General features: G+C 64.4%; 25 protein-coding genes and 3 tRNA genes. 18 read left to right on the top strand and 10 right to left on the bottom strand.

What is annotated here, in order from left to right; translation table 11 throughout:
- Positions 1 to 23: 23 nt before the first annotated feature.
- A complete protein-coding gene (locus CXY71_RS22115) occupies positions 24 to 248 on the top strand; it encodes a hypothetical protein (RefSeq protein ID WP_104136181.1) in 225 nt (74 codons plus the stop codon).
- On the opposite strand, the gene CXY71_RS13355 is transcribed toward CXY71_RS22115, so the two are convergent.
- The 9 genes from CXY71_RS13355 to CXY71_RS13315 all read right to left on the bottom strand — a co-directional run bounded on the left by CXY71_RS13355 (position 210) and on the right by CXY71_RS13315 (position 6,699).
- Positions 210 to 2,108 (bottom strand): Na+/H+ antiporter, encoded by a 1,899-nt coding sequence (locus CXY71_RS13355; RefSeq protein WP_104136178.1) that lies wholly within the window; start codon positions 2,106 to 2,108, stop codon positions 210 to 212. The genes CXY71_RS22115 and CXY71_RS13355 overlap by 39 nt on opposite strands.
- A 30-nt stretch (positions 2,109 to 2,138) precedes the next feature.
- The gene (locus tag CXY71_RS13350) at positions 2,139 to 3,068 is read right to left on the bottom strand and encodes an aldo/keto reductase family oxidoreductase (protein ID WP_104136176.1); all 930 of its coding nucleotides are present in this window, start codon (positions 3,066 to 3,068) and stop codon (positions 2,139 to 2,141) included.
- Positions 3,069 to 3,125: 57 nt separating this feature from the next.
- Positions 3,126 to 3,797 (bottom strand): haloacid dehalogenase type II, encoded by a 672-nt coding sequence (locus CXY71_RS13345; protein ID WP_104136173.1) that lies wholly within the window; start codon positions 3,795 to 3,797, stop codon positions 3,126 to 3,128.
- On the bottom strand, positions 3,794 to 4,303 hold the full coding sequence (locus tag CXY71_RS13340; protein ID WP_104136169.1) for an HAD domain-containing protein: 510 nt from the start codon (positions 4,301 to 4,303) through the stop codon (positions 3,794 to 3,796). Before CXY71_RS13340 ends, CXY71_RS13345 begins: the two co-directional genes overlap by 4 nt.
- Positions 4,304 to 4,694: 391 nt before the next feature.
- Positions 4,695 to 5,315 carry a peroxiredoxin gene (locus CXY71_RS13335; protein ID WP_199184306.1) on the bottom strand — a complete coding sequence of 207 codons (621 nt, stop codon included), beginning with the start codon at positions 5,313 to 5,315 and terminating at the stop codon, positions 4,695 to 4,697.
- A gap of 46 nt (positions 5,316 to 5,361) precedes the next feature.
- Entirely contained in the window at positions 5,362 to 5,976 is a 615-nt protein-coding gene (locus CXY71_RS13330; protein WP_233204631.1) for a GNAT family N-acetyltransferase, read from the bottom strand.
- A gap of 334 nt (positions 5,977 to 6,310) precedes the next feature.
- Positions 6,311 to 6,386 (bottom strand) — tRNA-Phe (locus CXY71_RS13325).
- Between the two features lie 71 nt (positions 6,387 to 6,457).
- A tRNA-Asp gene (locus CXY71_RS13320) sits at positions 6,458 to 6,531 on the bottom strand.
- A gap of 95 nt (positions 6,532 to 6,626) precedes the next feature.
- A tRNA-Glu gene (locus tag CXY71_RS13315) sits at positions 6,627 to 6,699 on the bottom strand.
- Positions 6,700 to 6,954: 255 nt separating this feature from the next.
- Here CXY71_RS13315 and CXY71_RS13310 point away from each other — a divergent pair.
- Entirely contained in the window at positions 6,955 to 8,316 is a 1,362-nt protein-coding gene (locus tag CXY71_RS13310) for a M23 family metallopeptidase (protein ID WP_104136160.1), read from the top strand.
- The gene (locus CXY71_RS13305; RefSeq protein ID WP_104136157.1) at positions 8,309 to 9,757 is read left to right on the top strand and encodes an NlpC/P60 family protein; all 1,449 of its coding nucleotides are present in this window, start codon (positions 8,309 to 8,311) and stop codon (positions 9,755 to 9,757) included. The genes CXY71_RS13310 and CXY71_RS13305 overlap by 8 nt, the downstream gene beginning before the upstream one ends.
- Positions 9,758 to 9,817: 60 nt before the next feature.
- On the opposite strand, the gene ppa is transcribed toward CXY71_RS13305, so the two are convergent.
- Complete coding sequence (gene ppa / locus CXY71_RS13300; protein ID WP_092106945.1) at positions 9,818 to 10,309, bottom strand: inorganic diphosphatase; 492 nt, start codon at positions 10,307 to 10,309, stop codon at positions 9,818 to 9,820.
- A gap of 45 nt (positions 10,310 to 10,354) precedes the next feature.
- Between ppa and tilS the strand changes: the two genes are divergently transcribed.
- From tilS to CXY71_RS13230, 15 genes are all read left to right on the top strand, one after another.
- On the top strand, positions 10,355 to 11,329 hold the full coding sequence (gene tilS, locus CXY71_RS13295; RefSeq protein ID WP_104136154.1) for a tRNA lysidine(34) synthetase TilS: 975 nt from the start codon (positions 10,355 to 10,357) through the stop codon (positions 11,327 to 11,329).
- 28 nt (positions 11,330 to 11,357) lie between these two features.
- Positions 11,358 to 11,930, top strand: coding sequence for a hypoxanthine phosphoribosyltransferase (gene hpt / locus CXY71_RS13290; protein ID WP_104136152.1), 573 nt, complete (start codon positions 11,358 to 11,360; stop codon positions 11,928 to 11,930).
- Between the two features lie 83 nt (positions 11,931 to 12,013).
- Positions 12,014 to 14,023 (top strand): ATP-dependent zinc metalloprotease FtsH, encoded by a 2,010-nt coding sequence (ftsH, locus tag CXY71_RS13285; protein WP_104136150.1) that lies wholly within the window; start codon positions 12,014 to 12,016, stop codon positions 14,021 to 14,023.
- 6 nt (positions 14,024 to 14,029) lie between these two features.
- Complete coding sequence (gene folE, locus CXY71_RS13280) at positions 14,030 to 14,599, top strand: GTP cyclohydrolase I FolE (protein ID WP_104136148.1); 570 nt, start codon at positions 14,030 to 14,032, stop codon at positions 14,597 to 14,599.
- Positions 14,596 to 15,453 carry a dihydropteroate synthase gene (gene folP / locus CXY71_RS13275; RefSeq protein ID WP_104136145.1) on the top strand — a complete coding sequence of 286 codons (858 nt, stop codon included), beginning with the start codon at positions 14,596 to 14,598 and terminating at the stop codon, positions 15,451 to 15,453. The genes folE and folP overlap by 4 nt, the downstream gene beginning before the upstream one ends.
- Entirely contained in the window at positions 15,446 to 15,808 is a 363-nt protein-coding gene (gene folB, locus CXY71_RS13270) for a dihydroneopterin aldolase (protein ID WP_104136142.1), read from the top strand. Before folP ends, folB begins: the two co-directional genes overlap by 8 nt.
- Positions 15,805 to 16,338 carry a 2-amino-4-hydroxy-6-hydroxymethyldihydropteridine diphosphokinase gene (gene folK / locus CXY71_RS13265; protein WP_104136139.1) on the top strand — a complete coding sequence of 178 codons (534 nt, stop codon included), beginning with the start codon at positions 15,805 to 15,807 and terminating at the stop codon, positions 16,336 to 16,338. The genes folB and folK overlap by 4 nt, the downstream gene beginning before the upstream one ends.
- Complete coding sequence (locus CXY71_RS13260; protein WP_104136137.1) at positions 16,335 to 16,811, top strand: DUF3180 domain-containing protein; 477 nt, start codon at positions 16,335 to 16,337, stop codon at positions 16,809 to 16,811. Before folK ends, CXY71_RS13260 begins: the two co-directional genes overlap by 4 nt.
- On the top strand, positions 16,804 to 17,340 hold the full coding sequence (locus CXY71_RS13255) for a PH domain-containing protein (protein ID WP_233198302.1): 537 nt from the start codon (positions 16,804 to 16,806) through the stop codon (positions 17,338 to 17,340). The genes CXY71_RS13260 and CXY71_RS13255 overlap by 8 nt, the downstream gene beginning before the upstream one ends.
- A complete protein-coding gene (locus tag CXY71_RS13250; RefSeq protein ID WP_104136135.1) occupies positions 17,337 to 19,052 on the top strand; it encodes a PH domain-containing protein in 1,716 nt (571 codons plus the stop codon). Before CXY71_RS13255 ends, CXY71_RS13250 begins: the two co-directional genes overlap by 4 nt.
- Entirely contained in the window at positions 19,049 to 19,810 is a 762-nt protein-coding gene (locus CXY71_RS13245) for a Rossmann-like and DUF2520 domain-containing protein (protein WP_104136132.1), read from the top strand. The genes CXY71_RS13250 and CXY71_RS13245 overlap by 4 nt, the downstream gene beginning before the upstream one ends.
- Positions 19,807 to 20,679 carry a pantoate--beta-alanine ligase gene (gene panC / locus CXY71_RS13240; RefSeq protein WP_104136129.1) on the top strand — a complete coding sequence of 291 codons (873 nt, stop codon included), beginning with the start codon at positions 19,807 to 19,809 and terminating at the stop codon, positions 20,677 to 20,679. Before CXY71_RS13245 ends, panC begins: the two co-directional genes overlap by 4 nt.
- A 51-nt stretch (positions 20,680 to 20,730) precedes the next feature.
- A complete protein-coding gene (gene lysS / locus CXY71_RS13235) occupies positions 20,731 to 22,260 on the top strand; it encodes a lysine--tRNA ligase (RefSeq protein WP_104136126.1) in 1,530 nt (509 codons plus the stop codon).
- Complete coding sequence (locus CXY71_RS21490; RefSeq protein ID WP_199184305.1) at positions 22,260 to 22,406, top strand: hypothetical protein; 147 nt, start codon at positions 22,260 to 22,262, stop codon at positions 22,404 to 22,406. The genes lysS and CXY71_RS21490 overlap by 1 nt, the downstream gene beginning before the upstream one ends.
- A 34-nt stretch (positions 22,407 to 22,440) precedes the next feature.
- A complete protein-coding gene (locus tag CXY71_RS13230) occupies positions 22,441 to 22,620 on the top strand; it encodes a hypothetical protein (protein WP_104136123.1) in 180 nt (59 codons plus the stop codon).
- Positions 22,621 to 22,623 lie beyond the last annotated feature (3 nt).

Here is a 22,623-nt window from a genome sequence, read left to right as displayed (position 1 = left end):
TCTGAACGGCTTATACCGTATGGGTGGGAATCGGTGCCGCGCTGACGGTGACCTGGTCGATGGTCACCGGTGATAACAGCGTTTCCTGGCTGAGAATCACGCTGCTGCTCGGCCTGATCTGTTGCATCGTCGGACTCAAACTCGTCGATACCCCACCCAAAAGCTGCAGCTCTCGGGGATGGTTCTTCGAACGTGTCGACGAGCACGCGCTAACCGAGGAGTTCGTCAATGTAACACCAGCGCCATGATTCCCGCGGCTCAGCGCTGCACATGACGGCGTGGCCGGACTGTTGGAAATGCTTGGTCGCATGCTGACCCACGGATGAATCGCAGCACCCCACATTTCCGCAGACCAGGCACATTCGAAGGTGTACCGGGGCTGTGCCTTCGCGCATGCAGTCGGTACACTCTGGGACCTGCGGCACTGAATGCTCGCCCACGACCCGTAGGTGCTCGCAGCCGCCCGCGCCCAGGCGGGCTTCGCCGTTGTCGCGCCGGTTGGCGGGTCGAGCTGGGGTGCGCGCGTCGATGTCCGCACCCTCGGGCGAGGAATCCAACATGGATTCCTCCACGTCGAGCATCTCCAGCACTTCACTGATCACATCGTGTGCGTAATCGCCGGTGCGGCGCAGCTTCAGAACTCTGGCGCGCTCCGCATCGAGCATGGCCAGCCGCAGTTGCACGTAGCGCTTGCTGGGAGTGCGGAATGCGAGCTCTGAACGTCCGAGGCGTTCCCATGCTGCCCTGTTGCGTTCCTGCGTGCGGCGTTCAAGCATGGCCACCACCTCCGGAGAATCGTCGGGTCGGGTGTGCTGGCGCAGGTTGTCGATTCCCGCGGCGGTGGCTTGGTCCATCAGCGCGGCTTGGCTGAGCGCATCCGCGTGGGTATCTGGGCCATGCACGCCGAGGACCCTTACCAGCCATGGCAAGGTTAGGCCTTGCACAACCAGCGTTCCCGCCACTACTCCCAAAGCTGCGAGAACGAGGACGGGGCGGTGTGCGACGTCTTCTGGCAGGGCGAACACGGCAGCGAGGGTGACCACACCGCGCATACCCGCCCAGGACACGATGGTGGGCAACTGCCAGGGTGGTGCCGGGTCAGTCGCGCGAATTTTGGGTATCAGGCGAGGCAGATAAATCGCCGGAAACACCCAGACCGGGCGCAACAGGAGAACCGCAACCAAAACGACAATACAGGTGCCCCAGATTCGCGCGGCGCCAAGCGAATCGCCGGAGGTCGCCTCAATGCTTGAGCGCACCTGTAACCCGATCAGTAGAAAGACGGAGTTCTCGAGCAAAAACTGGACGGTGGCCCAGTTGCTCCGCTGGCTCAATCGGGACGCGCCGCCGGGCATAGCTGGCGTCTTGGTGCCGATCACGAGGCCGGCCACGACGACAGCCAACACGCCCGATGCGTTGATCTCCTCCGCCGGGATATAGGCCACGAACGGGGCTGCGAGAGACATGGACGTGTTTATGGCGACGTTGCGCACCCGTTTTCGGATCTGCAATAGGAGCCACGCCGCGATCAGTCCGATCACGACACCTCCACCGGCGGCCAAAGCGATGCCAGACGCCACCTGCCAGACGGTGACGCTGCCGCCAATGGCAACGATCGCCGTGCGAAGAAGCACCAGTGCGGTCGCATCGTTGACCAACGACTCGCCCTCCAAAAGACTCACTACCCGGCGCGGTAGCCCAACTCGACGGGCAATCGTGGTCGCCGCTACCGCATCCGGCGGAGCCACCACCGCGCCCAGGGCGAACGCCGCAGCCAGCGGAATCTCCGGGATCAGCCACCAGACGGTGAGGCCGATGGCTACAGTTCCGAAAATAACGTAGCCGACCGACAGCAGAGCGATAGAACGCAGGTTTGTGCGGAACTCGACCAATGAGGTGCGGATGGCGGCCGCGTAGAGCAACGGAGGCAGGATGCCCACCAATACCAGTTCCGGATCCAGCTTGACCGCTGGAATGAACGGCAGGTATGAACCGATAACGCCAACGACCACCAGTAGCAGTGGACCGGACAGGTTCAGGCGCTTAGCAAGAGCGCTGGCCGCGCAGACGACGGCGACGAGAGTGAGCAGAACGAGTGCGACATCCATTTTTTACCGCCACGAGTTGCAGAGGACTGACTACGGCAAGATGTGTCCGGCGGCAGTGAAGAGTCGATACCACTCTTCCCTGGTGAGGGTGATATCAGACCCCGCGGCCGAATCGACGAGGTGCTGAACGTTGGTCGTTCCGAGCACGACCTGCATATGGGCAGGATGACGTGTGATCCAGGCCACGGCAATGGCAGCCGGGGGAGCATCATACGCTCGCGCGAGGTCATCGATGACCTCGTTCAACGCGGCGTAGTTTTCTCGATCGTTCAGAAAAATGCCGTCGAAGAAACCCTTCTGAAAAGGCGACCAGGCCTGGAGCGTGATGTTGTTGAGTCGGCAGTAGTCGAGGATGCCGTTGTCCCGGTCGATTGACTGGTCCAGGCCGGCCATATTAGCCGAAACCCCGGCGGCGATCAGCGGCGCATGCGTGATGCTCAATTGCACCTGGTTGACGATTAGTGGCTGGGTCACTGATCGTTTCAGCAGCTCGACTTGCCCCGGAGTGTGATTGGAGACGCCGAAATTAAGCACTTTTCCCGCATCGTGCAGAATCTCGAAGGCCTCGGCGACCTCATCGGGTTCCACGAGGGCGTCGGGACGGTGCAGCAGCAGCAGGTCGAGGTAATCGGTTCTCAACGCCGCGAGTGATTCGTCGACGGACCGCAGGATGTGCTCCTTGGAGAAGTCCCAGAAGCCCGATCGAATGCCGACCTTGGACTGGATGGCGACGTTGGCCCGTTCCTCGGCGGAAAACGTGACCGCGTCGCCGAAACGCCGCTCGCATTCGTGGGGCTCGCCGCCATACACATCGGCGTGATCGAAGAAATTCATGCCGGCGTCTCGGGCGGCCCCAACCAAAAATCGAATTTCCTGGTCGGCGAGCGGAACAATTCGCATCAGCCCGAGAATGACATCGGAGACCGGGAAGTGTGTATTCGGTAGCGTCATTGTCCTCATGTACCCATTCTGGATGCAGACGGGCACAAACCGCCGTTCAGCGGTCACATTCGTACCTTATTTGAGTTTGGGGACGAGGTCGCTCAAAGCGGTGATCGTGTAGTCCGGTGCCGCAAAGTAGCTCGGGTAGGCTTCGTCGGTGCGGTTCAACCACGCGGTGCCCAGGCCTGCCCTGGCTGCCCCGTGGATGTCCCAGGGGTGCACAGCCACCAGCAGCAGGTCGGCCGCTTTGACCCCGCACGCAGCCACGGCATAGTCGTACGCAGCCTGAACCGGCTTCCACGCCGGTGCATCTTCTACCGTGAGTACGGCCTCGAAGTCGCTCCGCAGCCCGGCCCGGGTCAGCAGGGACTCGGCTACCTGATCCGATCCGTTGGACAATGTCACGAGGCGCATCCCCGCGCTTTTCAGGGCTTGGATTCCGTCAGCGATGTCCGGGTGCAGGGTCAATGATTCGAAGCCGTGCATGATGTGGGTCACGGCATCGTCGAGACTGCGCGTCGGGGCGACGTCGCGGAGCAGTCCGCGCAGAAGCTCCGAACCGATCGCCGAGAATTTGGCAGTTCCACCCGCGGCAGCGAGGGCGAATCCATCCCGCAGAAGCGCCGCGAACCAGATTCGGGCCAGGTCGGCCGGGGCGCCGATCTCTACGAATCGGGCGCTCAGCGGGGACATGTCGGAGAGAGTCTCGTTGACATCGAATACCATCACTGATGGTGTGCTGGTCATGGCTCGCTCCGTGGGTTGGTGGGTGTGTCGGTCGGTTTTAGGCTTCCGATGAAGAGGCGCGCGTCTTCGACCTGGGCCTCCGTGAGACCCTTGTTCCTATCGGGCTGCACCAGAAGTGTGGGCCGCGTCTGCGCCGAGGCCCAGTCGACGGCATCCTGGCGCAGGATATCATCGATCCAGATCACCGCCTCGGGTTCAGGATCCTGCCGGGCCAGCCAGCGGTCGACCCAGTAAAGTTTGGCGGTGGGTGCCGGCGCTGACGGATCAGCGTGCAGTTTGCGCGGAAAGGCGATGCCCTCCGTTTCTGCGGAAAGACCGAGGTCTTTGGTCAGGTGAAAGGTGTGCGTGGGCGACCAGGTGGTCGCCCAGACGATGGATCCGAGCTTGGCGAGCTGACGGATGAGCTCTGTGCGGGGTGGATCCAGCTTAAGTCGCTGGTTGACGACGCGCGGGTTCAGTACTCCATCGACGTCGAGCAGGATAAGAACGGTGCGCGTGATCACCATTTGAGCCTAGATGTTCGTTTCGGATGATGTCGCTACTGCCAGCTTTCACAGCTGTCGCTGCGGCTGGTCGCGGACTGTCGGCGGACGTTGATGATTACCGTCTGAGAGCAGGACTGGGGCTGATCCCGGACGACGCCGGACGAGTTACCGAAGCCAACAGGGTCCAAAACGCCAGCCAGCCTTGGTTCGGACCAGTTGCCAGGTAGAACTCACTGGTGGACCGGGTCGTCAGCATGGCCTCCGCCGCAAGTTGACGCTCGGCATCGTCTTCGGCCATCGTCTTCGGCCATCGCCGTCAGATAGTCGAGGTAGCCCGTCCCCTTCATCGCACCGATCGCACCGATCCTTGCTTGGGAGGCCTGCCCGCGGCCGTCCTCGCGACTTTACTGCGTTATCGAAAATCTAGCTCTGGGTCGATTTGTCCTACGGCGTCCACTTGTCGGAATATCCGATCCGACAGCGATTCGTCTCGGGCCAGCAGTCCCGCGGGATTTGCTCGCAGCCAGTCACGGACTTGGTTCGCATGACCTTCCGCCGGGAATACGGGATAAAACACGTGCCGGATGACATGCCCGTCGACGACGAGAGTCATCCGCTTGAGAAGCGTCAAGCTTGCGACCGTGAAGGTCGGGAGTTTGAGCGCTCCGGCCAATCGCCCATTCTCGTCCGAGAAGAGCGGGTAGGTCAGGTGCAAGCGCCCGACGGCCTCGCGTTGGTAGGCGCTGCTCTGCACGGAGAGCCCGGTCACGCTTTGGGCACCGGACTCATGGAGCTCACCCAAGTTGTCGCGAAAACTGCAGGCTTCGGCGGTGCACCCTTTTGCTCCAGCAATGTCTGTCCATCCGATTGGCTCGGCCTCGCCCGGGACACCCGTTCGTGGATAGATAAACATGATCCACCGCCCGGACGAGACATTCTTGATGCTCACCTCACCACCCGATGTCGATTCAAGGGCGATGTCAGGCAGGTGCAATCCGATCAGGTGATCGGCGGCACCATCGCCGATGGGCATCGGGAGGGCATCCGTCATAAGGCCACTTTTAGTGATGTGGAGACCGTCAAGGAGTCAGTCCGAGGAATTTCCGGAGTGGGCTGGTGCCGTCGACCGTGAACGCATGCCTGGGCCGGTTCAATGTTTCTGCAGTCACAACCAGTTTCTGACTCTGGGCTACTTCGCCGTCGCGCCTTTTGAGGCGGTCGACGCCGTTTTCCCGGTAGCCCACTTTGCGCGATACCGCCAGCGACGCCGGATTGTCGACAAAGGCTGCCGAGGTGACCTCGGCGGCATCGAGATGATCGAACATGAAGGCCGCAATGGCCTGACGCATCAGGGTTCCAATACCTCGCCCCTGATGTTTCGCGCCCAGCCAGGAACCCGTTTCACCCGTTCGAGTGACCAGATAATCCCTGGTGGAGATGCTCTGGCAACCAACAACGTCGCCGTTGAATCGGACCGTGGTCTCCAATGTCCAGGATGCTGGCTGCATTGTCGCTCGCTGCGCCCAGTGATACTGCAGGAGCCTTAGTTTGACCTCCTCGGTGGATCCCAGGGTCCACGGAAAACCGAAGGGCATCTCGGTCGGCGCATGGATCCCGGACTGGGCGAGCGCTACCAGGCTCGGCAGGTCGGAGTCGCGAACGGGCGTCAAGCTCAGCGGGCCACAGGTGATCATGAGCCCAAACGGCGGCCACAAATTTTCGATCGGTTCTGGCATTTCATCAGCCTATTGGTCTGGATCTTCACCGTGCCTGGTGAACGAGCCGGCGGATGCAGACACTCTCATCGACAAACGGCGCGGAGATACCGATTTCGACGCGGCATTTTTAGTCACGCTAGCCGGACCGCGGGCACCCGACGACGACGATTCGACTGAGCTGCAGCTCCTAAACCGTACTGTTGAGGGCCCTTTGACGGTGCTTGCTGGACCAGTTGCCCGAGCCTCGAAATGGGCATAAAAAAAGCCACTCCCCGATTTCCTCACAAATGAGTTTTCTAGGGAGTGGCGATGGTGGCCCCGACCGGCGTCGATCCGGTGACCTTTCAATTTTCAGTCGAACGCTCTACCAACTGAGCTACAGGGCCCCAAAGACACGTCAAAAACGCGTCTTCTAAGGAAAAAAGCCCTTCCTTTCGAAAGAGCTAGATTTCCTTTGCGACCCTGACCGGACTTGAACCGGCGACCTCCGCCGTGACAGGGCGGCGCGCTAACCAACTGCGCTACAGGGCCTCGATGTGAAAATTGTGAATCTGTGTGCGAGGCACTTGGTAAGACTATTCTATTTCTCGTTTTTTATTTACTACCGTGTACACGTGCGGTTTGCGTAGCCCCAACGGGATTCGAACCCGTGTTAACGCCGTGAAAGGGCGCCGTCCTAGGCCGCTAAACGATGGGGCCGTGAGCCATAAGGTTCATGGCTGCCGAAGAGTAAGCATACGGTCTTGTGGGGTGAAGGCCAAATCGACGCGCGCAGCATCCGCTTGAAAGCTGGCCCTTTTGTGACGCCAATTCGCACCGCGCCCACAAATGTGCGGGCCACAGGCCTCTTCGCGAGTTAGATTCGGCGTTGAAACTGGGCGAAACTTGCCCAATTTGTTACTCTAAAGAGTCTGCCGCGGCGCAAGCTGCGACGGTCAAGCCCGTTGGGAAGCAATGATTCGTTCTACAGCCGTGATCGGCCGCACCAGAAACTCTCCGGCCAGCCGTTTTCGAGTGAGTCGTCGGTGGCCGCGGCACGGCCTGGCGCTGACCAGCGTCGTGGCAGCCATGACCCTTCTGGTCACGTTGGTTGCCCCGGTTGCCCCGGCGCGAGCCGTCGACTACCCCTCGTGGCAGGATCTGGAGAACGCCAAGGCGAACACCAACGCCGCCGCCGTGCAGGTGACCGCGATCGAGAATCTCATTGCCGGTCTGCAGGTACAGGTGCAGGAGACGCAGGCCGCCGCCGAGAAGAGCGCCATCGAACTCGAAGACGCGCAGCGAGAATTTGACGATGCCACCCGTCGGGCCGAGGACATCCAGAAGCAGGCCGACGAAAGCAAGACCACAGCGGATGCCGCCACCAAGCAGGCTGGCCAGCTCGCCGCCCAGCTCTACCGCACCGGTGGCACGAATCTGAGCGTCAACCTGTTCCTGGAAGGCGAGGGGGACGGGGCCGATGCCGACCTGCTGCTGGCGAAACTCGGCAACATGAGCAAGCTGGTCGAGCGCAGTTCGGACGTGTACGACGACGCTCAGTCCGCCATGAACAACGCCCAGTCGCTCGGGGACCAGGCCAAGGTCGCCCAGGCGGAACGCGAAGTGCTGCGCGTCGCCGCCGAGGCCGCTCTCATTGCGGCCCAGGCTGCGGCCCAGGCTGCGGCCAATGCCCTCGCCGAATCCGAAGCCAAGAGCATCGAGCTGGAGCAGCAGCTCCAGTTCATGCGTGACACCCAGGCCACGACGACGGCCGGGTATGAAGCTGGAGTCGCCGAACGCGCCCGCCTCGAAGCAATTCGGGTGGCGGCCGAGGCTGAGGCAGCTCGGGTGGCCGCGGCCGCGGCCGCGGCTGCAGCGAGCGCCAGCGGCGGCTCCGGCGGAACCGTGAGCATGTCCGGCTGGGGCGTTCCGGCCAGCGGACGCATCACCGGTGGCTATGGCCCGCGCTCGACCATTTGCGGCGACGGCGGACAGTGCAGCGGAAGCTTTCACTACGCTACCGACCTCGGCACCGGTTGTGGCGCCCCCCTCTACGCCGCCCACGCCGGCGTCGTCACCTGGGCCGGGCGCCTCGGCACCTATGGCAACTTCGTGAAGATAAGCCACGGCGACAATGTCTCGACCGGCTACGCCCACATTCGCGATGGCGGCTACAACGTCCAATCCGGCCAGTCGGTATCGGCGGGGCAGCTCATTGCCACCTCCGGACGGACCGGTGCCGCCAACGGCTGCCACCTGCACTTCGAAGTTTGGATTGGTGGAAATCGCATCAATCCCGTTCCATTCATGGCCGACCGGGGAGCAACACTTGGCTGACAGCACTACACCCGCACGGGGCACCGCAGCGGTACCGAGCACCACGGCTCGTGTACGAGTTCACGAACGATCGAAGCGTCTGTTCTCGGCCGTCGCGATCGGCGCAGTATCGGCTGTGACGGCATCCGTTGCCGCGGCGGGCGGGGCGGCGTTTGCCGCGCCGGACTACCCGAGCTGGAACGACGTCGAGAAGGCCAAGCAGAACGAGTCGACCAAGCTGGCCGAAATTGCCACGCTGGGCGAGCTGCTGGACGGTTTGGCCGCCCAGGCGGCGACAGCCGTGACGGCCGCACAGATGGCGGCCGAGGAGTATCGCATCACCCAGGATTCTCTGGCTGCCGCCACCGAGCGGGAAGCCAGCCTGAACGAGCAGGCGAAAACTGCCGAGGCTAGTGCTGCGACGTCGAAGATGCGGGCCGGCCTGATCGCAGCCCACCTCGCCAAGTCCGGCGGCAACGGTCTCTCACTGAACCTGTTCTTGAATGGCAACAGCGCCGATGATCTGCTCAGCCAGCTCGGTACGGCCAGCAAGCTCAGCGAACAGTCCGAGCAGATTTACACCGAAGCGCGCCAGGACCAGAACGCGGCTGAATCGCTCGGCGACCAGGCGGCATCGGCAACCGACGAACGAGAACGCCTCACCATAGAGTCGAAGACCACCTTTGAGGCGGCAGCTGAGAGCTCAGCGGCGGCCGAGGCCGCCTACGACACCCAGCAACGCCGGTCGAGCGAGCTGTTCGAGCAACTCGCCCTGCTCAAGGACACGACGGCCGAGGCCGAGCGCAGCTTTCACGTCGGTGAAGAAGCGGCCGCTGCGGCGAAAGCGTTCGCGCAGGCTCAGGGCTCTGCTGCTGCAATAGCGAATGCTGCGGCTGCCGCAGCAGCGCAAGTGGCGCAGGACGCCGCGGCAGCTGAGGGTTCCGGGTCGGGCTCGGGTTCTGGGTCCGGTTCCGGGTCTGGCGCCGTCACTCCCGTGCTGCCGAGCACGCCGAGCACGCCGAGCACGCCGAGCACGCCGAGCACGCCGGCCGGCGGCGGTACGACCGTTCTAGCGCCGAATGCGAGTGTGGTCGACACCGCTCTCGCCTTTGCCAACGACCAGCTCGGCGACCGGTACGTCTTCGGCGGCTCCGGCCCCGACGCCTGGGACTGCTCGGGTCTGACTAAGGCGGCCTACGCCGCGGCGGGCATCTACATTGGCACCCACTCGGCCACGAACCAGTACAACACCATGGCGCGGCAGGGCAAGCTCGTCTCCTTCGCGCAGGTTCAGGTGGGCGACCTGGTGTTCTGGGGCAGCCCCGGCAACTATTATCACGTGGCGATTTACGTCGGCAGCGGGCAGGTTCTGGAAGCCCCAAATCCCTCGGCGCGCGTGCGGGTGCACAGCATCTGGTCCTCTTGGGCGGTCGCGCCCTACGTCGGGCGCCCCGCCGCTTAACCTCAGAATGGGGCTTCTTCCACTGGCCTGCCAGCGGAAGAAGCCCCATTACCTTGCGGGTTAGTGGCCCTCTTCGGCGAGCTTTGCGATGCCGTCAACCACGATCTGGTTGGCTTCGGCGGCATCGCCCCAGCCCTCGGTTTTGACCCACTTGTTCGGCTCGAGGTCCTTGTAGTGCTCGAAGAAGTGCTCGATTTCCTTGCGGGTGTACTCCGGAATGTCGAGGACATCCTGGATGTGGTCCCAGCGCGGGTCGCCAGCCGGAACGGCGATGACCTTGGCGTCTGAACCGCCGTCATCGGTCATGTTGAACACGCCGACCGGACGTACGGAGACGCCAACGCCCGGAAACAACGGGTAGTCGAGCAGCACGAGCACGTCGACCGGATCACCGTCGAGGCCGAGGGTGTTCTCGAAGTAGCCGTAGTCGGTGGGGTACATGAAGCTCGTGTACAGCACGCGGTCGAGATACACCCGGCCGGTCTCGTGGTCTACCTCGTACTTATTGCGGCTCCCGCGGGGGATTTCGATGACTGCGTCGTATTCGGCCATGGCCTTGTTTCTCCCTTGATCTAAGTCTGCGGATAACGTTACTGGATGGAATCCACCCGCCGCCCGCGTCTCACCCCGGCCATCGCCGATATTCGGCGGGCCGTGCGCACACTGCTCCCGGCCGAGGGCCTGGTTCTGGTCGGGCTCAGCGGCGGCGCGGATTCGCTCGCGCTCGCCGCTGCGACCGCCTTCGAAGCCGAACGGACGGGCATCCGGGCCGGCGCCGTCATCGTCGACCACAACCTGCAAACCGGTTCAGCGGATGTCGCAGGCCGGGCCGCCGAGACCGCCCGCCGACTCGGACTCGACCCCGTGCTCGTGCTAAGCGTGACGGTCGGTAGCGACGGAACAGGCCCGGAGGCGGCCGCCCGCACGGCTCGCTATGCGGCGTTCACCGCGGCGCTCGAGCAGACCGGGGCGAGCGGCGTGCTGCTCGGTCATACCCTCGACGACCAGGCCGAAACCGTGCTGCTCGGGCTGGCCCGGGGCTCCGGGCCGACCAGCCTGCGCGGAATGGCGGCGCGAACCGGGTCGATTTTGCGACCATTGCTGGGCATCCGCCGCGCCGATACCCGGCAATTCTGCGCCGATACCGGCCTTACGCCGTGGACCGACCCGCAGAATTTCGACCCGCGTTACGCCCGGGTGCGGGCGCGCGAGACCGTGCTGCCGCTGCTGGAAAGCGAGCTCGGTCCCGGCGTAGCAGTAGCGCTTGCCCGCACCGCCCAGGCGCTGCGCGAAGATTCCGACGCGCTCGATGAGCTGGCAGCGGCTGCAGTACGCACGCACTGGGTCAATGGCACGATCGACGCGGCCGCTCTCGCCGCCCAGCCGGCCGCGGTGCGGCAGCGCGTGCTTAGGTTGGGAGTCGAGCAGGAGTGTGGGGTGTGGCTGGACCGTGCGCAGACCCTGGCCGTGGCGGCGCTGGCGACGGATTGGCACGGACAGGGGGCGCTCAGCCTGCCAGGCATTAGAGTTATACGGCAGGACGGATTGCTGATTTTCTCCGTGCCAGCGTAAATCTGAAGAAATGGACTGCATCTTTCATATGGAACCTCGCGACATTGACGGCGACCTCACCGAGATCCTGATCAGCGAGGAGCAGATCCGCGATCGCCTGGCCGAGATGAGTCGCCAGATCGAAACCGACTACGCCGGCACCGATCTGCTGCTGGTCGGCGTGCTCAAGGGCGCGGTCATGGTCATGGCCGATCTGGCTCGCGAACTGCACCACCCGATCACCATGGACTGGATGGCGGTCAGCTCCTACGGCTCGGGCACGCAGTCCAGCGGCGTCGTGCGCATTCTCAAGGACCTCGACACCGACCTGTCCGGGCGCAACGTGCTCATCGTCGAGGACATCATCGACTCTGGCCTGACCCTCTCGTGGCTGCTGGCGAACCTGAAAACTCGCGGTCCGGCATCCATCGAAATCTGTGCGTTGCTTCGCAAGCCGGATGCCGCGCGCGTCGATATCGACGTGAAATATGTCGGATTCAACATTCCGAACAAGTTCGTGGTTGGCTATGGCCTCGACTACGACGAGAAGTACCGCAACCTGCGCTCGGTCGGAATTCTCGCCCCACACGTCTACTCCACCGTCGCGGCTGCCGCGTTCTAGCCTCAGCGTGCGCACCACGCCAAGTTTTCCTTTGGGCGAACACACGACATTCCCTTGTAAACGCGCGCTAGCCTGAGGTCACCATGAACGTCAAGAAGCTTCTCCGCGGCCCCATTCTGTATATTGTGCTCGCCGTCATCGCAGTCTGGGTGGGGTCGAGCCTCATCACCATGTCCGGATTCCGTGAGGTCAGTACACAAGAGGGCCTGAGCTTTCTCAAATCGGGCAATGTAGCCGAGGCGACCATCGTCGACGGTGAACAGCGCGTCGATCTCACGCTGACCAAGGCCAGCGGGGACCTCGGCACCCAGGTGCAGTTCTATTACGTCGCTCCGCGCGGCGAAGAAATCATCACCGCGGTGACCGCAGCGAACCCGAAGGACGGCTTCACCGACGAGGTACCGCAGCCCAACTGGGTGCTCTCCGTACTCAGCTTTCTGCTGCCCGTGTTGCTCATCGGTGCTTTCTTCTGGCTCATGATCTCGATGCAGGGCGGTGGCAGCAAGGTCATGAAGTTCGGTAAGTCCAAAGCCAAGCTCGTCTCCAAGGAAAGCCCACAGGTCACCTTCGCCGATGTTGCCGGCGCCGATGAAGCCATCGAAGAGCTCGAAGAAATCAAGGACTTCCTCAAGGAGCCGGCTAAATTCCAGGCGGTCGGAGCCCGTATTCCGAAGGGCGTGCTGCTGTACGGCCCTCCCGGAACCGGAAAAACTCTGCTGGCCCGCGCCGTGGCCGGCGAGGCCAACGTGCCGTTCTATGCCATCAGCGGCTCGGACTTTGTCGAAATGTTCGTCGGCGTCGGCGCCAGCCGTGTGCGTGACTTGTTCAGCCAGGCCAAGGAAAATGCCCCGGCCATCATCTTCATCGACGAGATCGACGCCGTCGGTCGTCACCGTGGTGCCGGAATGGGCGGCGGCCACGACGAACGTGAGCAGACCCTGAACCAGCTGCTGGTGGAGATGGACGGCTTCGACGTGAAGGCGAACGTCATTCTGATCGCCGCCACCAACCGACCAGATATTCTTGACCCGGCTCTGCTGCGCCCGGGCCGGTTCGACCGGCAGATCGGCGTTGACGCGCCCGACATGCTCGGCCGCAAGCGCATCCTCGAGGTGCATTCCAAGGGCAAGCCAATGGCCGAGGGTGTCGACCTCGAGGTTCTCGCCCGCAAGACGCCCGGCTTCACCGGTGCCGACCTCGCCAACGTGCTCAATGAGGCCGCTTTGCTGACCGCTCGTTCGAACGCCCAGCTCATCGACAACCGAGCGCTGGACGAGGCCGTCGACCGGGTCATGGCCGGACCCCAACGCCGCACTCGCGTGATGCGTGACAAGGAAAAGCTCATCACGGCGTACCACGAGGGTGGGCACGCCCTTGTCGCGACCGCCATGAACTTCACCGACCCGGTCACCAAGATCACCATTCTGCCGCGTGGCCGGGCCCTCGGTTACACCATGGTCATGCCGCTTGAAGACCGCTACTCGGTCACCCGCAACGAGCTGCTCGACCAGTTGGCCTACGCCATGGGTGGCCGTGTCGCCGAGGAGATCATCTTCCACGACCCGACCAGCGGCGCCTCCAACGATATCGAGAAGGCCACGGCCACCGCACGCAAGATGGTCACCGAGTTCGGTATGAGCGCGGTCGTCGGTCCGCTCAAGCTTGGCCAGGGTTCCGGCGAGGTATTTCTCGGCCGCGACATGGGCCATCAGCGTGATTACTCGGAGCGCGTGGCCGAGAGCGTTGACCGCGAGGTGCGCCAGCTGCTCGAGGACGCCCACGACGAGGCCTATGAAGTTTTGATCAAGAACCGCGTGATCCTGGACGACCTCGCCACCGCACTGCTCGAGCACGAAACGCTCGACCAGAGCGCTCTCGCGGAGATCTTCACCAACGTCGAAAAGCTCCCGCAGCGCCCGCAGTGGCTCTCGAGCGACAAGCGCCCCGTCTCTGACGTGCCGCCGATCGCGATGCCAGCTCCGAAGGCTCCCATCGACGGCGCCGCCGTCGACGGTGGCATCACGAGCGGTGACGCCGCCCCCGCCAAACCGAAACGCGCGCCGGCCCGCAACCCCCGCCCCGCGACCGCTTAGGCGCCCGTGGCAGTGGACAGGGCACGCATCGAGGCGGCTGTTTCAGAGATTCTCGCTGCAATCGGCGAGGATACGGAACGGGTCGGCTTGGAAAGCACGCCGCGACGAGTAGCGGATGCCTACGCCGAGTTCTTCGCCGGCCTGGACCAGGACCCGCAGAAGCTCCTGCAAGATTTCGTGCCGGTCGATGGCAGAACCGGTGAACTCGTGCTGCTGCGCGACATCGCCTTCCGATCCATCTGTGAGCATCACCTGCTGCCGTTCCTCGGCACCGCTCACGTGGCCTACCTGCCGCGCGACCGGGTCGTTGGCCTCGGACGGTTGCCCGCCGTTGTCGAAACCATCGCCGCCCGGCCGCAACTCCAGGAGCGTCTCACCGAGGAAATCGCTGATGCTTTTCAGGACGGCCTCGACCCGCTCGGCGTGCTCGTCGTGCTCGATGCTGTGCACGGCTGTGTCGGCACTCGCGGTCCACGTCAAAGCGCCAGTTCGACCGTCACCATGGCCTCGCGCGGCACGCTGACCGAGCCGACCGCCCGGGCCGAGATCATTGCCCTGATCGCCGCCGGCCAGTGACACTCATCATGGGGGTGCTCAACGTCACACCGGACTCCTTCAGCGATGGCGGACGGTGGGCAGCAACGGATGACGCCATCGAGCACGGTCTGCTGTTGCACGCCCAGGGCGCCGACCTGATCGACGTGGGTGGTGAATCCACTCGTCCGGGTGCCACGCGTATCACGCCGGCCGAGGAACAAAACCGGGTCATTCCGGTCGTCACCGAGCTCGCCCGGCAGGGACTATGCCTGAGCATCGACACGCTCAACGCCGCGACGGCCCGCGCGGCTGCGAAAGCCGGAGCGAGCATCATCAACGATGTTTCCGGTGGGTTGGCCGACCCCGATATGGCCGCTGTCGTCGACGACACGGGCCTGAACTTTGTGGTCATGCACTGGCGTGCCCATGCCCAGCTGATGGACACCGTCACCGAGTATGACAACGTCGTCACTGATGTCATGGCCGCGCTGAGCGCCCGGGTGGACGTGTTGACCGCCGCCGGCGTCGCTCGCGAGCGCATTGTGCTCGACCCTGGTCTCGGCTTCTCCAAGAAGCCCGAGCACAACTGGCAGTTGATCAACCGGCTGGATGCCTTTGTAGCACTCGGGCTGCCGATCCTCGTCGGTGCCTCGCGCAAACGCTTTCTGGCGGACGTTCTGCCGGTCGGTACTCCGGTGCTGGACCGCGACCTACCGACAGCCGTGGTGAGCGTGTTGGCCGCACAGGCGGGCGTCTGGGCGGTGCGCGTCCACGACGTCGCCGGCACCCGCGCGGCACTCAACGTGCTGTCCTGCGCGCTGCAGTCGACGCCCTTGGCCGCCAATGAGTTGTCGGGCGGGGCGCCCCGTCCGACACAATGGAACCATGACTGATTCGATCACCCTTACTGGCCTGCGGGTGAACGCCCACCACGGTGTCTACGACTTCGAGAAGGAAAACGGCCAGGACTTCGTCATCGACGTGACCGTCTGGCTCGATCTGCTGCGGGCGGCGGCGAGCGATGACGTGAGCCAAACCATCCACTATGGCGAACTTGCCGAGGAAGTCACCGACGCAGCCAAGTACAACCCGGTCGACCTCATCGAAACCGTCGCCGAACGCATCGCCGCCGTCGTGCTGGCCCACCCACCGGCACTCAGGGTGCAGGTCACGGTGCACAAGCCGCAGGCTCCCATTTTGGTGCCCTTCACCGACGTGGCCGTGCAGATCACCCGGGTGCGTCCATGACAGGCGATCGAGTCGTTCTGGCCCTCGGGAGCAACCTCGGCGACCGGGCAGCGACGCTCGCGAGCGCCGTGCGGGATCTCGCCAACCTGCCTGGGGCTACGCTGGTCGCGGTGTCGCCGGGCTACGAATCGGCAGCCGTGAAACTCGACGGTGTTGACGAGCGCGCCCCGCGCTATCTCAACGCGGTACTCACGATCGATTACAGCGGCGACGCCTACGAGCTGCTCGACGCCGTCAACGCCATCGAGGCTGAGCACGGCCGGGTGCGCGCCGAGCGCTGGGGCGATCGCACACTCGACATCGACATCATCGCCTTCGGACAGCTGAGCATCGACGACGCGCGCCTCATCGTGCCGCACCCGCGCGCAGCGGAGCGCGACTTCGTGCTCGCCCCCTGGCTCGACCTCGATGAGCAAGCCACCGTTCCTGGACGGGGTCTGGTGCGCGACCTCCTCGCCGCGACCGGTAATACCGTGCGGCGATCAGCGGATGCCGCCGCCCTCTGCCCGGCACCGGGAGCACCGCGATGAAGCGCTCGCACGCGACCGGGCTGCTCGCGGTGTTGCTCATCGGTCTCGTGATCGGCTTTCTGCTCGAGATTGCGTTTGCGGCATCCGGTGCCCCCATCGTCGTTCCACCGGTTACGCTGTCGCTGACGCTCATGCTGTTGGCGGCCGTCGTCGTGAGCCTGGCCTGGCGGGTGCGTCAGGGTAGCCGGCGTAAGGCGCTGCGCCGCATCGACCCGTTCTGGGCGATGCGCGTGGCCGTGCTGTCGAAGGCGACCTCACTAGCGGCGTCGGTGCTGCTCGGCGGTTCTCTCGGCATTGTGCTGTACATCCTGACCCGATCGGTGGTGCCAGCGGTCACCTCGCTCTGGCTCGCGATCGGCACGGCGATCGGCGCGGCCGTCATGCTGGCGGCCGGCCTCGTAGCCGAACACTTCTGCATCTTGCCGCCCGACGACGACACCAACACCGACGAGCCCGGAGGTACGTGTGCCTGATCCCGACGATTTGAACCCACCCGAACACGCGCAAGTCGAACCGTCGGAACGGCTTGACTTGGTCGGCGTAGGTGAGTGGAAGCGGGTTTCCCCGAAATACGTGCTGGTCGAGATCGTCGGCACTATTCTGTTCGGGGTCGTGGTCTGCGGTGGCGCCAGCCTGCTCTGGCTGCTGCTCGATGCGACCTGGGCGCTGTGGGTCGGCATCGCGGTGCTCCTGATGACGATCATCAACCTGGTGTTCGAACCTCGCCGGGTGCGCTCCATCGGCTATCTGCTGCGCGAGGATGATTTGCTCTTTCGCCGCGGCATCCTCTTTCAACGCTTTGTAGCGGTGCCCTACGGACGGATGCAGCTCATCGATATCACCCGCGGCCCGGTGGCTCGCTGGCTCGGTCTGGCCGACCTCAAGTTTGTGACCGCTGCGGCAACCGCCGGGGTCTCGATCCCCGGGCTGCCCGAAGCAGATGCCGAAAGCCTGCGCGACCGTTTGGTGGAGCTCGCCGAGATCCGCCGGGCGGGACTGTGAGCGAGCCCGCCGTTCCGGCACCGCTAGCGGCACCGCGTACCGACCACACCGACGGGCAGTGGCACCGTTTGCACCCCGCGACACCGCTGCTGCGCGGCGGCATTTTCATGGTCGCAGTGCTCGGATTCGTGATCGCAAACCTGCGCGAACGGCTCATCGACCTGTTCCTGGGCGAGGAGAACTATGGCGGCGACCCGATTGATGAGATCTACCAGCGGGGCGGCACCGGGTGGGCGCTGCTCATCATCGCCGGTGTGCTGCTGGTCATTATCGTCGCGTTCTACCTGTCTTGGCGCATGCACACCTTTCGCATCAACGGGGAAGTCGTCGAGGTGCGCAGCGGCCTCATCTTTCGCAGCAACCGCAAGGCGCGCCTCGACCGGGTGCAGGGAGTGAACCTGGCTCGGCCGTTGATCCCCCGACTGTTCGGAGCCGCCAGGCTCGACATCGCCGTGGCCGGCCAGGACGGCAACGTACAGCTGTCCTACCTCGGCTCGAAATTAGCGGATGACCTGCGCCGCGACATCCTGCACCTCGCCTCCGGCCTGCGGCAGGCCAGAGCGCCGGTGGTCGCTGCGGACNCCGGCCTGCGGCAGGCCAGAGCGCCGGTGGTCGCTGCGGACGCCGTTGCACCACCAAACGACCCGGCCTTGACCGGCGACGACGCAGCCCCCACCCTGATCGGCCCACCCACCGCGCACTCGACCCTCGGCAACTTCGCCGCGGCGCGCTGTAACGAGTATGTGGCCTCGGAACTTGACCCCGACGCCGCCCCGCCGGAGTCGGTCGTGCGCATTCCGCCCGGACGGCTGATCGGGTCGGTCGTGCTCAGCGGGTTCACCGTTTTTCTACTTCTGGCCGGCATCGGACTGATCGTCAGCGTGATCGCCGGCAGTAGCGGCTGGGTGCTCGTGGCCGTTCTTCCCGGCCTGATCGGCAGCGTCGGCTACTACTTCTCCCGTATCACCAAGCAGCTGCGGTTCACGATTGCGGGCACGGCTGACGGCGTGCGGGTCGGCTTTGGGCTGCTTTCCACGAGCAGCCAGACCCTGCCTCCGGGGCGCATCCACGCCATCAAGGTGTCTCAACCCATTCTCTGGCGTCGGCTCGGCTGGTGGCAGATCAGCATTAACACGGCAGGGCACGCTGCCGGGGCCAGCGCGAACAATCCTACGAGCACGGTACTCCTGCCGGTCGGCACCTTCGCCGATGTCGAGAAGGTGCTCGAACTGGCTCTCCCGGGCTTCACCACCGATACCCACGGGGCGCTGGTCGAAAACGGCATGCTCGGCGGCCGCAGGGTTGATGTCGGCGTGGCCGATTTCTACAGCAACGCGCCACCGCGAGCGGTCTGGCTGCGACCCTTCTCCTGGTGGCGCACCGGCTGGGCCGTCTCGGGCAATGTCGCCCTGATCCGCCGCGGGGTGCTGTCCCGCGACCTGATCCTCATACCGCTCGCCCGTATGCAGGGTGTGAGCGTGAAGCAGGGCCCGATCAAGCGTCGGCTACGCCTCGCCTCGGCCGACCTGCTCGCGGTTGCTGGCCCGGTCACGGCGTCGCTCAGCGTCATCGACGTCGATGAAGCGCTCGTGCTTTTCAAATGGATGTCCACCGGCGCGGTCAGCTCAGCGCTGGCCGACACCAGCCACCGCTGGAGCCGGGCCGAGGAGGCCCCGCAGCCGGCAGCCGACCAGTACGGAGCGACAGAATGACCGGAAAGCCTGGCCGCCTCGGCGTCGGAATCATCGGAGCCGGCCACGTCGGCCCCATTCTCGGCGCGGCACTCGCGGGTGCCGGCCACGCGATCGTGGGCATCTCGGCGATCTCGCAGGCCAGCCGCGATCGGGCCGAAGCCATTCTACCGCTCGTGCCGATTCTAACCGTGCCCGAGGTAGTCGAGCGCAGTGAGCTGGTCATCATCGCGGTGCCCGATGCGCAGCTGGAGAGTCTGGTGCAGGGTCTCGCCGTCACGAACACGTGGCACCCCGGTCAGATCGTGCTGCACACCTCTGCCCGCTATGGCACCGCGGTGCTCGCGCCCGCCCTGACGGCCGGGGCGATCCCGCTCGCCATCCACCCGGCCATGGCCTTCACCGGCACGAGCCTCGACCTGGCCCGGCTCACTGACAGCTATTTCGCGGTGACCGCGCCCGGCCCGGTGCTGCCGATCGGGCAGGCCCTCGCGGTAGAGATGGGCGGCGAACCGGTCATCGTCGCCGAGGGCGACCGCGCCAGCTACGCCGAGGCGATCGAGATCGCCACCGCGTTTTCCACGTCGATCGTCGAGCAGGCCACGCGGCTACTCGCTGGAATCGGGATGGAGCAGCCGGGAGCCGTTCTGGGCCCGCTGCTGCGCTCCGCGATGGAGAATGCCCTCGGGCACACGAGCCCGGAACGCCTCGACCTGGCCGGGCTGGACGAAATCGCGCCCAGGCAGCATCCGCTTGACGACGACCGGACAATCGAATGAGCACACCAGAAGTAATCAGCACCATCACCGCCCTGCAGCACAGGCTCGGCCAGGCCCGGCGCCGCTCGGCGTTGGTCGGCGGAGACACCCGCATCGTGCTCGTGCCGACCATGGGCGCCCTGCACGCCGGGCACCTCGCCCTGGTTCGACGGGCGCACGCGCTCGGCGAGATCGTGGTGGTGTCGATCTTCGTGAATCCGCTGCAGTTCGGCACCGGTGAAGACCTCGAGCGGTATCCGCGCACCCTCGACGCCGACCTGGCCACCCTCGCCGACGAGAAGGTGCCGTTCGTGTTCGCGCCCAGTGCCGGCGAAATGTATCCAGACAGCGCGAACGGCACGCGGGTTACCGCTGGCCCGATCGGCAGCGCCTACGAGGGTGCAGCGCGCCCCGGCCACTTCGATGGAATGCTCACGGTCGTCGCGAAACTGCTGGGCATCGTGGCACCGGATACGGCGGTGTTCGGTCAAAAAGACGGCCAGCAGGTTTTTCTCGTGCAGAGCATGGTTGCTGACCTCAACCTGCGCAGTGCGATCGAGGTCGTCGAGACCGTGCGTGAGCCGAGCGGGCTGGCCCTCTCGAGCCGCAACCGCTACCTCGACGACGCCGAGAATACGGCGGCGCAAGCTCTGTTCGCCGGACTGAACGCGGCCGCGTTGGCCGCGTTGGCCGGACCCGTCGTCGCCGTCGCCGCAGCACACGCACGCATTGCCGCCCAGCCGCTGGTTAAACTGGACTATCTCGTGATCGTGCACCCGCAGACCTTTCTTCCGGTCGACGACGCCTATCGCGGGCCGGCCAGGATGCTCGTGGCCGCGCGGGTCGGCACCACCCGGCTGATCGACAACGTGCCGCTTGCCCTCGGGTAGGCGTAGCAGCATCCGCTTATTTCTGACCTGACAGCACCAACGGAGAACCGCATGAGCCAGAACACCCCGCCCGCCGCACACGACGATGCCGAGGGCTTTTCCGACGTGGAAATGAACGAGCAGAAGGCCGTGCGCCTCGGCAAACGCGACCGCCTGAACGCGCAAGCTCAGAGTCCGGCCGGCGGTGCTTACCCGGTGTCGGTTCCGGTGACCCACACCATTCCGGCCGTGCGCGCCGAATTCGGCCAGCTCGAAGCGGATGCCACCACCGGCGTCATCGTCGGCCTGGCCGGTCGCATCGTGCACCTGCGCAACACCGGCAAGCTGTGCTTCGCCAGCCTGCAGAGCGGTGACGGCACCCGCATTCAGGCCATGGTCTCGCTCGCGGCCGTCGGGGATGAGTCGCTTGCCGCCTGGAAAGACCTGGTCGACCTCGGTGACCACCTGTTCGTCACCGGTGAGGTCATCTCCAGCCGCCGCGGCGAGCTGTCGATCATGGTCACCGACTGGCAGGTCGCCGCGAAGGCGCTGCTGCCGCTGCCCAACCTGCACTCCGAGCTCAGCGAAGAGACGCGGGTGCGCAGCCGCTACCTCGACCTGATCAGCCGCGAGCAGGCCCGAACCAACGTGCGCTCCCGGTCGAAGGCCGTCACGAGTCTGCGCAAGACGTTCACCGATCTGGAGTTCATCGAGATCGAGACCCCGATGCTGCAGGTCATGCACGGCGGGGCATCCGCTCGCCCATTTCAGACCCACAGCAACGCCTTCGACACCGAACTGTTTCTGCGTATCGCACCCGAGTTGTTTTTGAAGCGGGCCGTGGTCGGCGGCATCGACCGGGTCTACGAAATCAATCGCAACTTTCGCAATGAGGGCGCCGACTCCACCCACTCGCCCGAGTTCGCGATGCTCGAGGCCTATGAGGCGTACGGCGATTACAACTCCATCGCCGACCTCACCCAAAAGCTGATTCAGGATGCCGCGTTCGCGATCGCTGGATCGCACGTGGTCACCTGGGCCGACGGCACACTGTTCGACCTCGGCGGCGACTGGGACCGCATCGGCATGTACGACAGCCTGTCCACGGCGGCCGGCATCACGATCACGCCCGAGACGCCGCTTGCCGACCTCGTCGCGCTCGCCGATCGCGAAGGCATCGAGATCGACCACCCGATTCACGGCAAGTATGTCGAAGAGCTCTGGGAGCACTTCGTCAAGGGCGACCTCGTGCGTCCGACCTTCGTGATGGACTTTCCCATCGACACGAGCCCGCTCGTGCGCGGCCACCGTTCGGTGGCCGGCGTGGTCGAAAAGTGGGACCTCTACGTGCGCGGCTTCGAACTGGCGACCGGCTACTCCGAGCTCGTCGACCCAGTCGTGCAGCGTGAACGATTCATCGAACAGGCCAGCCTGGCCGCAGGGGGAGACCTCGAGGCCATGCACCTTGATGAAGAATTTTTGCGCGCGCTTGAGTATGGCATGCCACCGACCGGTGGCATGGGCATGGGCATCGATCGTATGCTGATGGCACTGACCGGTCTCGGCATCCGCGAGACGATCCTCTTCCCACTGGTGAAATAATGAGCTATCTTCCCAAAGATGAATTAGAGCCCGACAAGGGCGGGCGCAAACCGCCGTCGATGAACCGCATCGCGATCTGGGTGATCGTCGGTGGCATCGGCGTCTATTTTCTGGGCAGCGGCATCTTTGGACTGCTCACCAGGTAGCGGGTATCCCAGCCTTTACGCGTAGTCTGGAGGTGTGATTGAGAACTTCTGGGGTAACGCGCTCTTTTCGGTCGTACCCACCATTGCGCTTGGCCTCATTTTCTGGCTGATGATGCGCTCAATCCTGCGCGCTGACCGCACCGAACGTAAGGTATACGCCCAAATCGAAGCCGAAGAACGCGCCCGGCTCGGTCTCGACAAACCGGTCACCTAAGTT

This window comes from Cryobacterium sp. Y62, assembly GCF_002929785.1.
GTDB lineage: Bacteria > Actinomycetota > Actinomycetes > Actinomycetales > Microbacteriaceae > Cryobacterium.
This window is presented reverse-complemented; position numbering and strand designations above follow the sequence as displayed.

Coding starts and splice junctions, on each gene's coding strand:
- CXY71_RS13355 (WP_104136178.1), bottom strand. CDS start 2,108: ATGGATGTCGCACTCGTTCTGCTCACTCTCGTCGCCGTCGTCTGCGCG.
- CXY71_RS13350 (WP_104136176.1), bottom strand. CDS start 3,068: ATGAGGACAATGACGCTACCGAATACACACTTCCCGGTCTCCGATGTC.
- CXY71_RS13345 (WP_104136173.1), bottom strand. CDS start 3,797: ATGACCAGCACACCATCAGTGATGGTATTCGATGTCAACGAGACTCTC.
- CXY71_RS13340 (WP_104136169.1), bottom strand. CDS start 4,303: ATGGTGATCACGCGCACCGTTCTTATCCTGCTCGACGTCGATGGAGTA.
- CXY71_RS13335 (WP_199184306.1), bottom strand. CDS start 5,315: ATGCCCATCGGCGATGGTGCCGCCGATCACCTGATCGGATTGCACCTG.
- CXY71_RS13330 (WP_233204631.1), bottom strand. CDS start 5,976: ATGATCACCTGTGGCCCGCTGAGCTTGACGCCCGTTCGCGACTCCGAC.
- CXY71_RS13310 (WP_104136160.1), top strand. CDS start 6,955: ATGATTCGTTCTACAGCCGTGATCGGCCGCACCAGAAACTCTCCGGCC.
- ppa (WP_092106945.1), bottom strand. CDS start 10,309: ATGGCCGAATACGACGCAGTCATCGAAATCCCCCGCGGGAGCCGCAAT.
- tilS (WP_104136154.1), top strand. CDS start 10,355: ATGGAATCCACCCGCCGCCCGCGTCTCACCCCGGCCATCGCCGATATT.
- hpt (WP_104136152.1), top strand. CDS start 11,358: ATGGAACCTCGCGACATTGACGGCGACCTCACCGAGATCCTGATCAGC.
- ftsH (WP_104136150.1), top strand. CDS start 12,014: ATGAACGTCAAGAAGCTTCTCCGCGGCCCCATTCTGTATATTGTGCTC.
- folB (WP_104136142.1), top strand. CDS start 15,446: ATGACTGATTCGATCACCCTTACTGGCCTGCGGGTGAACGCCCACCAC.
- folK (WP_104136139.1), top strand. CDS start 15,805: ATGACAGGCGATCGAGTCGTTCTGGCCCTCGGGAGCAACCTCGGCGAC.
- CXY71_RS13260 (WP_104136137.1), top strand. CDS start 16,335: ATGAAGCGCTCGCACGCGACCGGGCTGCTCGCGGTGTTGCTCATCGGT.
- CXY71_RS13245 (WP_104136132.1), top strand. CDS start 19,049: ATGACCGGAAAGCCTGGCCGCCTCGGCGTCGGAATCATCGGAGCCGGC.
- panC (WP_104136129.1), top strand. CDS start 19,807: ATGAGCACACCAGAAGTAATCAGCACCATCACCGCCCTGCAGCACAGG.
- lysS (WP_104136126.1), top strand. CDS start 20,731: ATGAGCCAGAACACCCCGCCCGCCGCACACGACGATGCCGAGGGCTTT.
- CXY71_RS21490 (WP_199184305.1), top strand. CDS start 22,260: ATGAGCTATCTTCCCAAAGATGAATTAGAGCCCGACAAGGGCGGGCGC.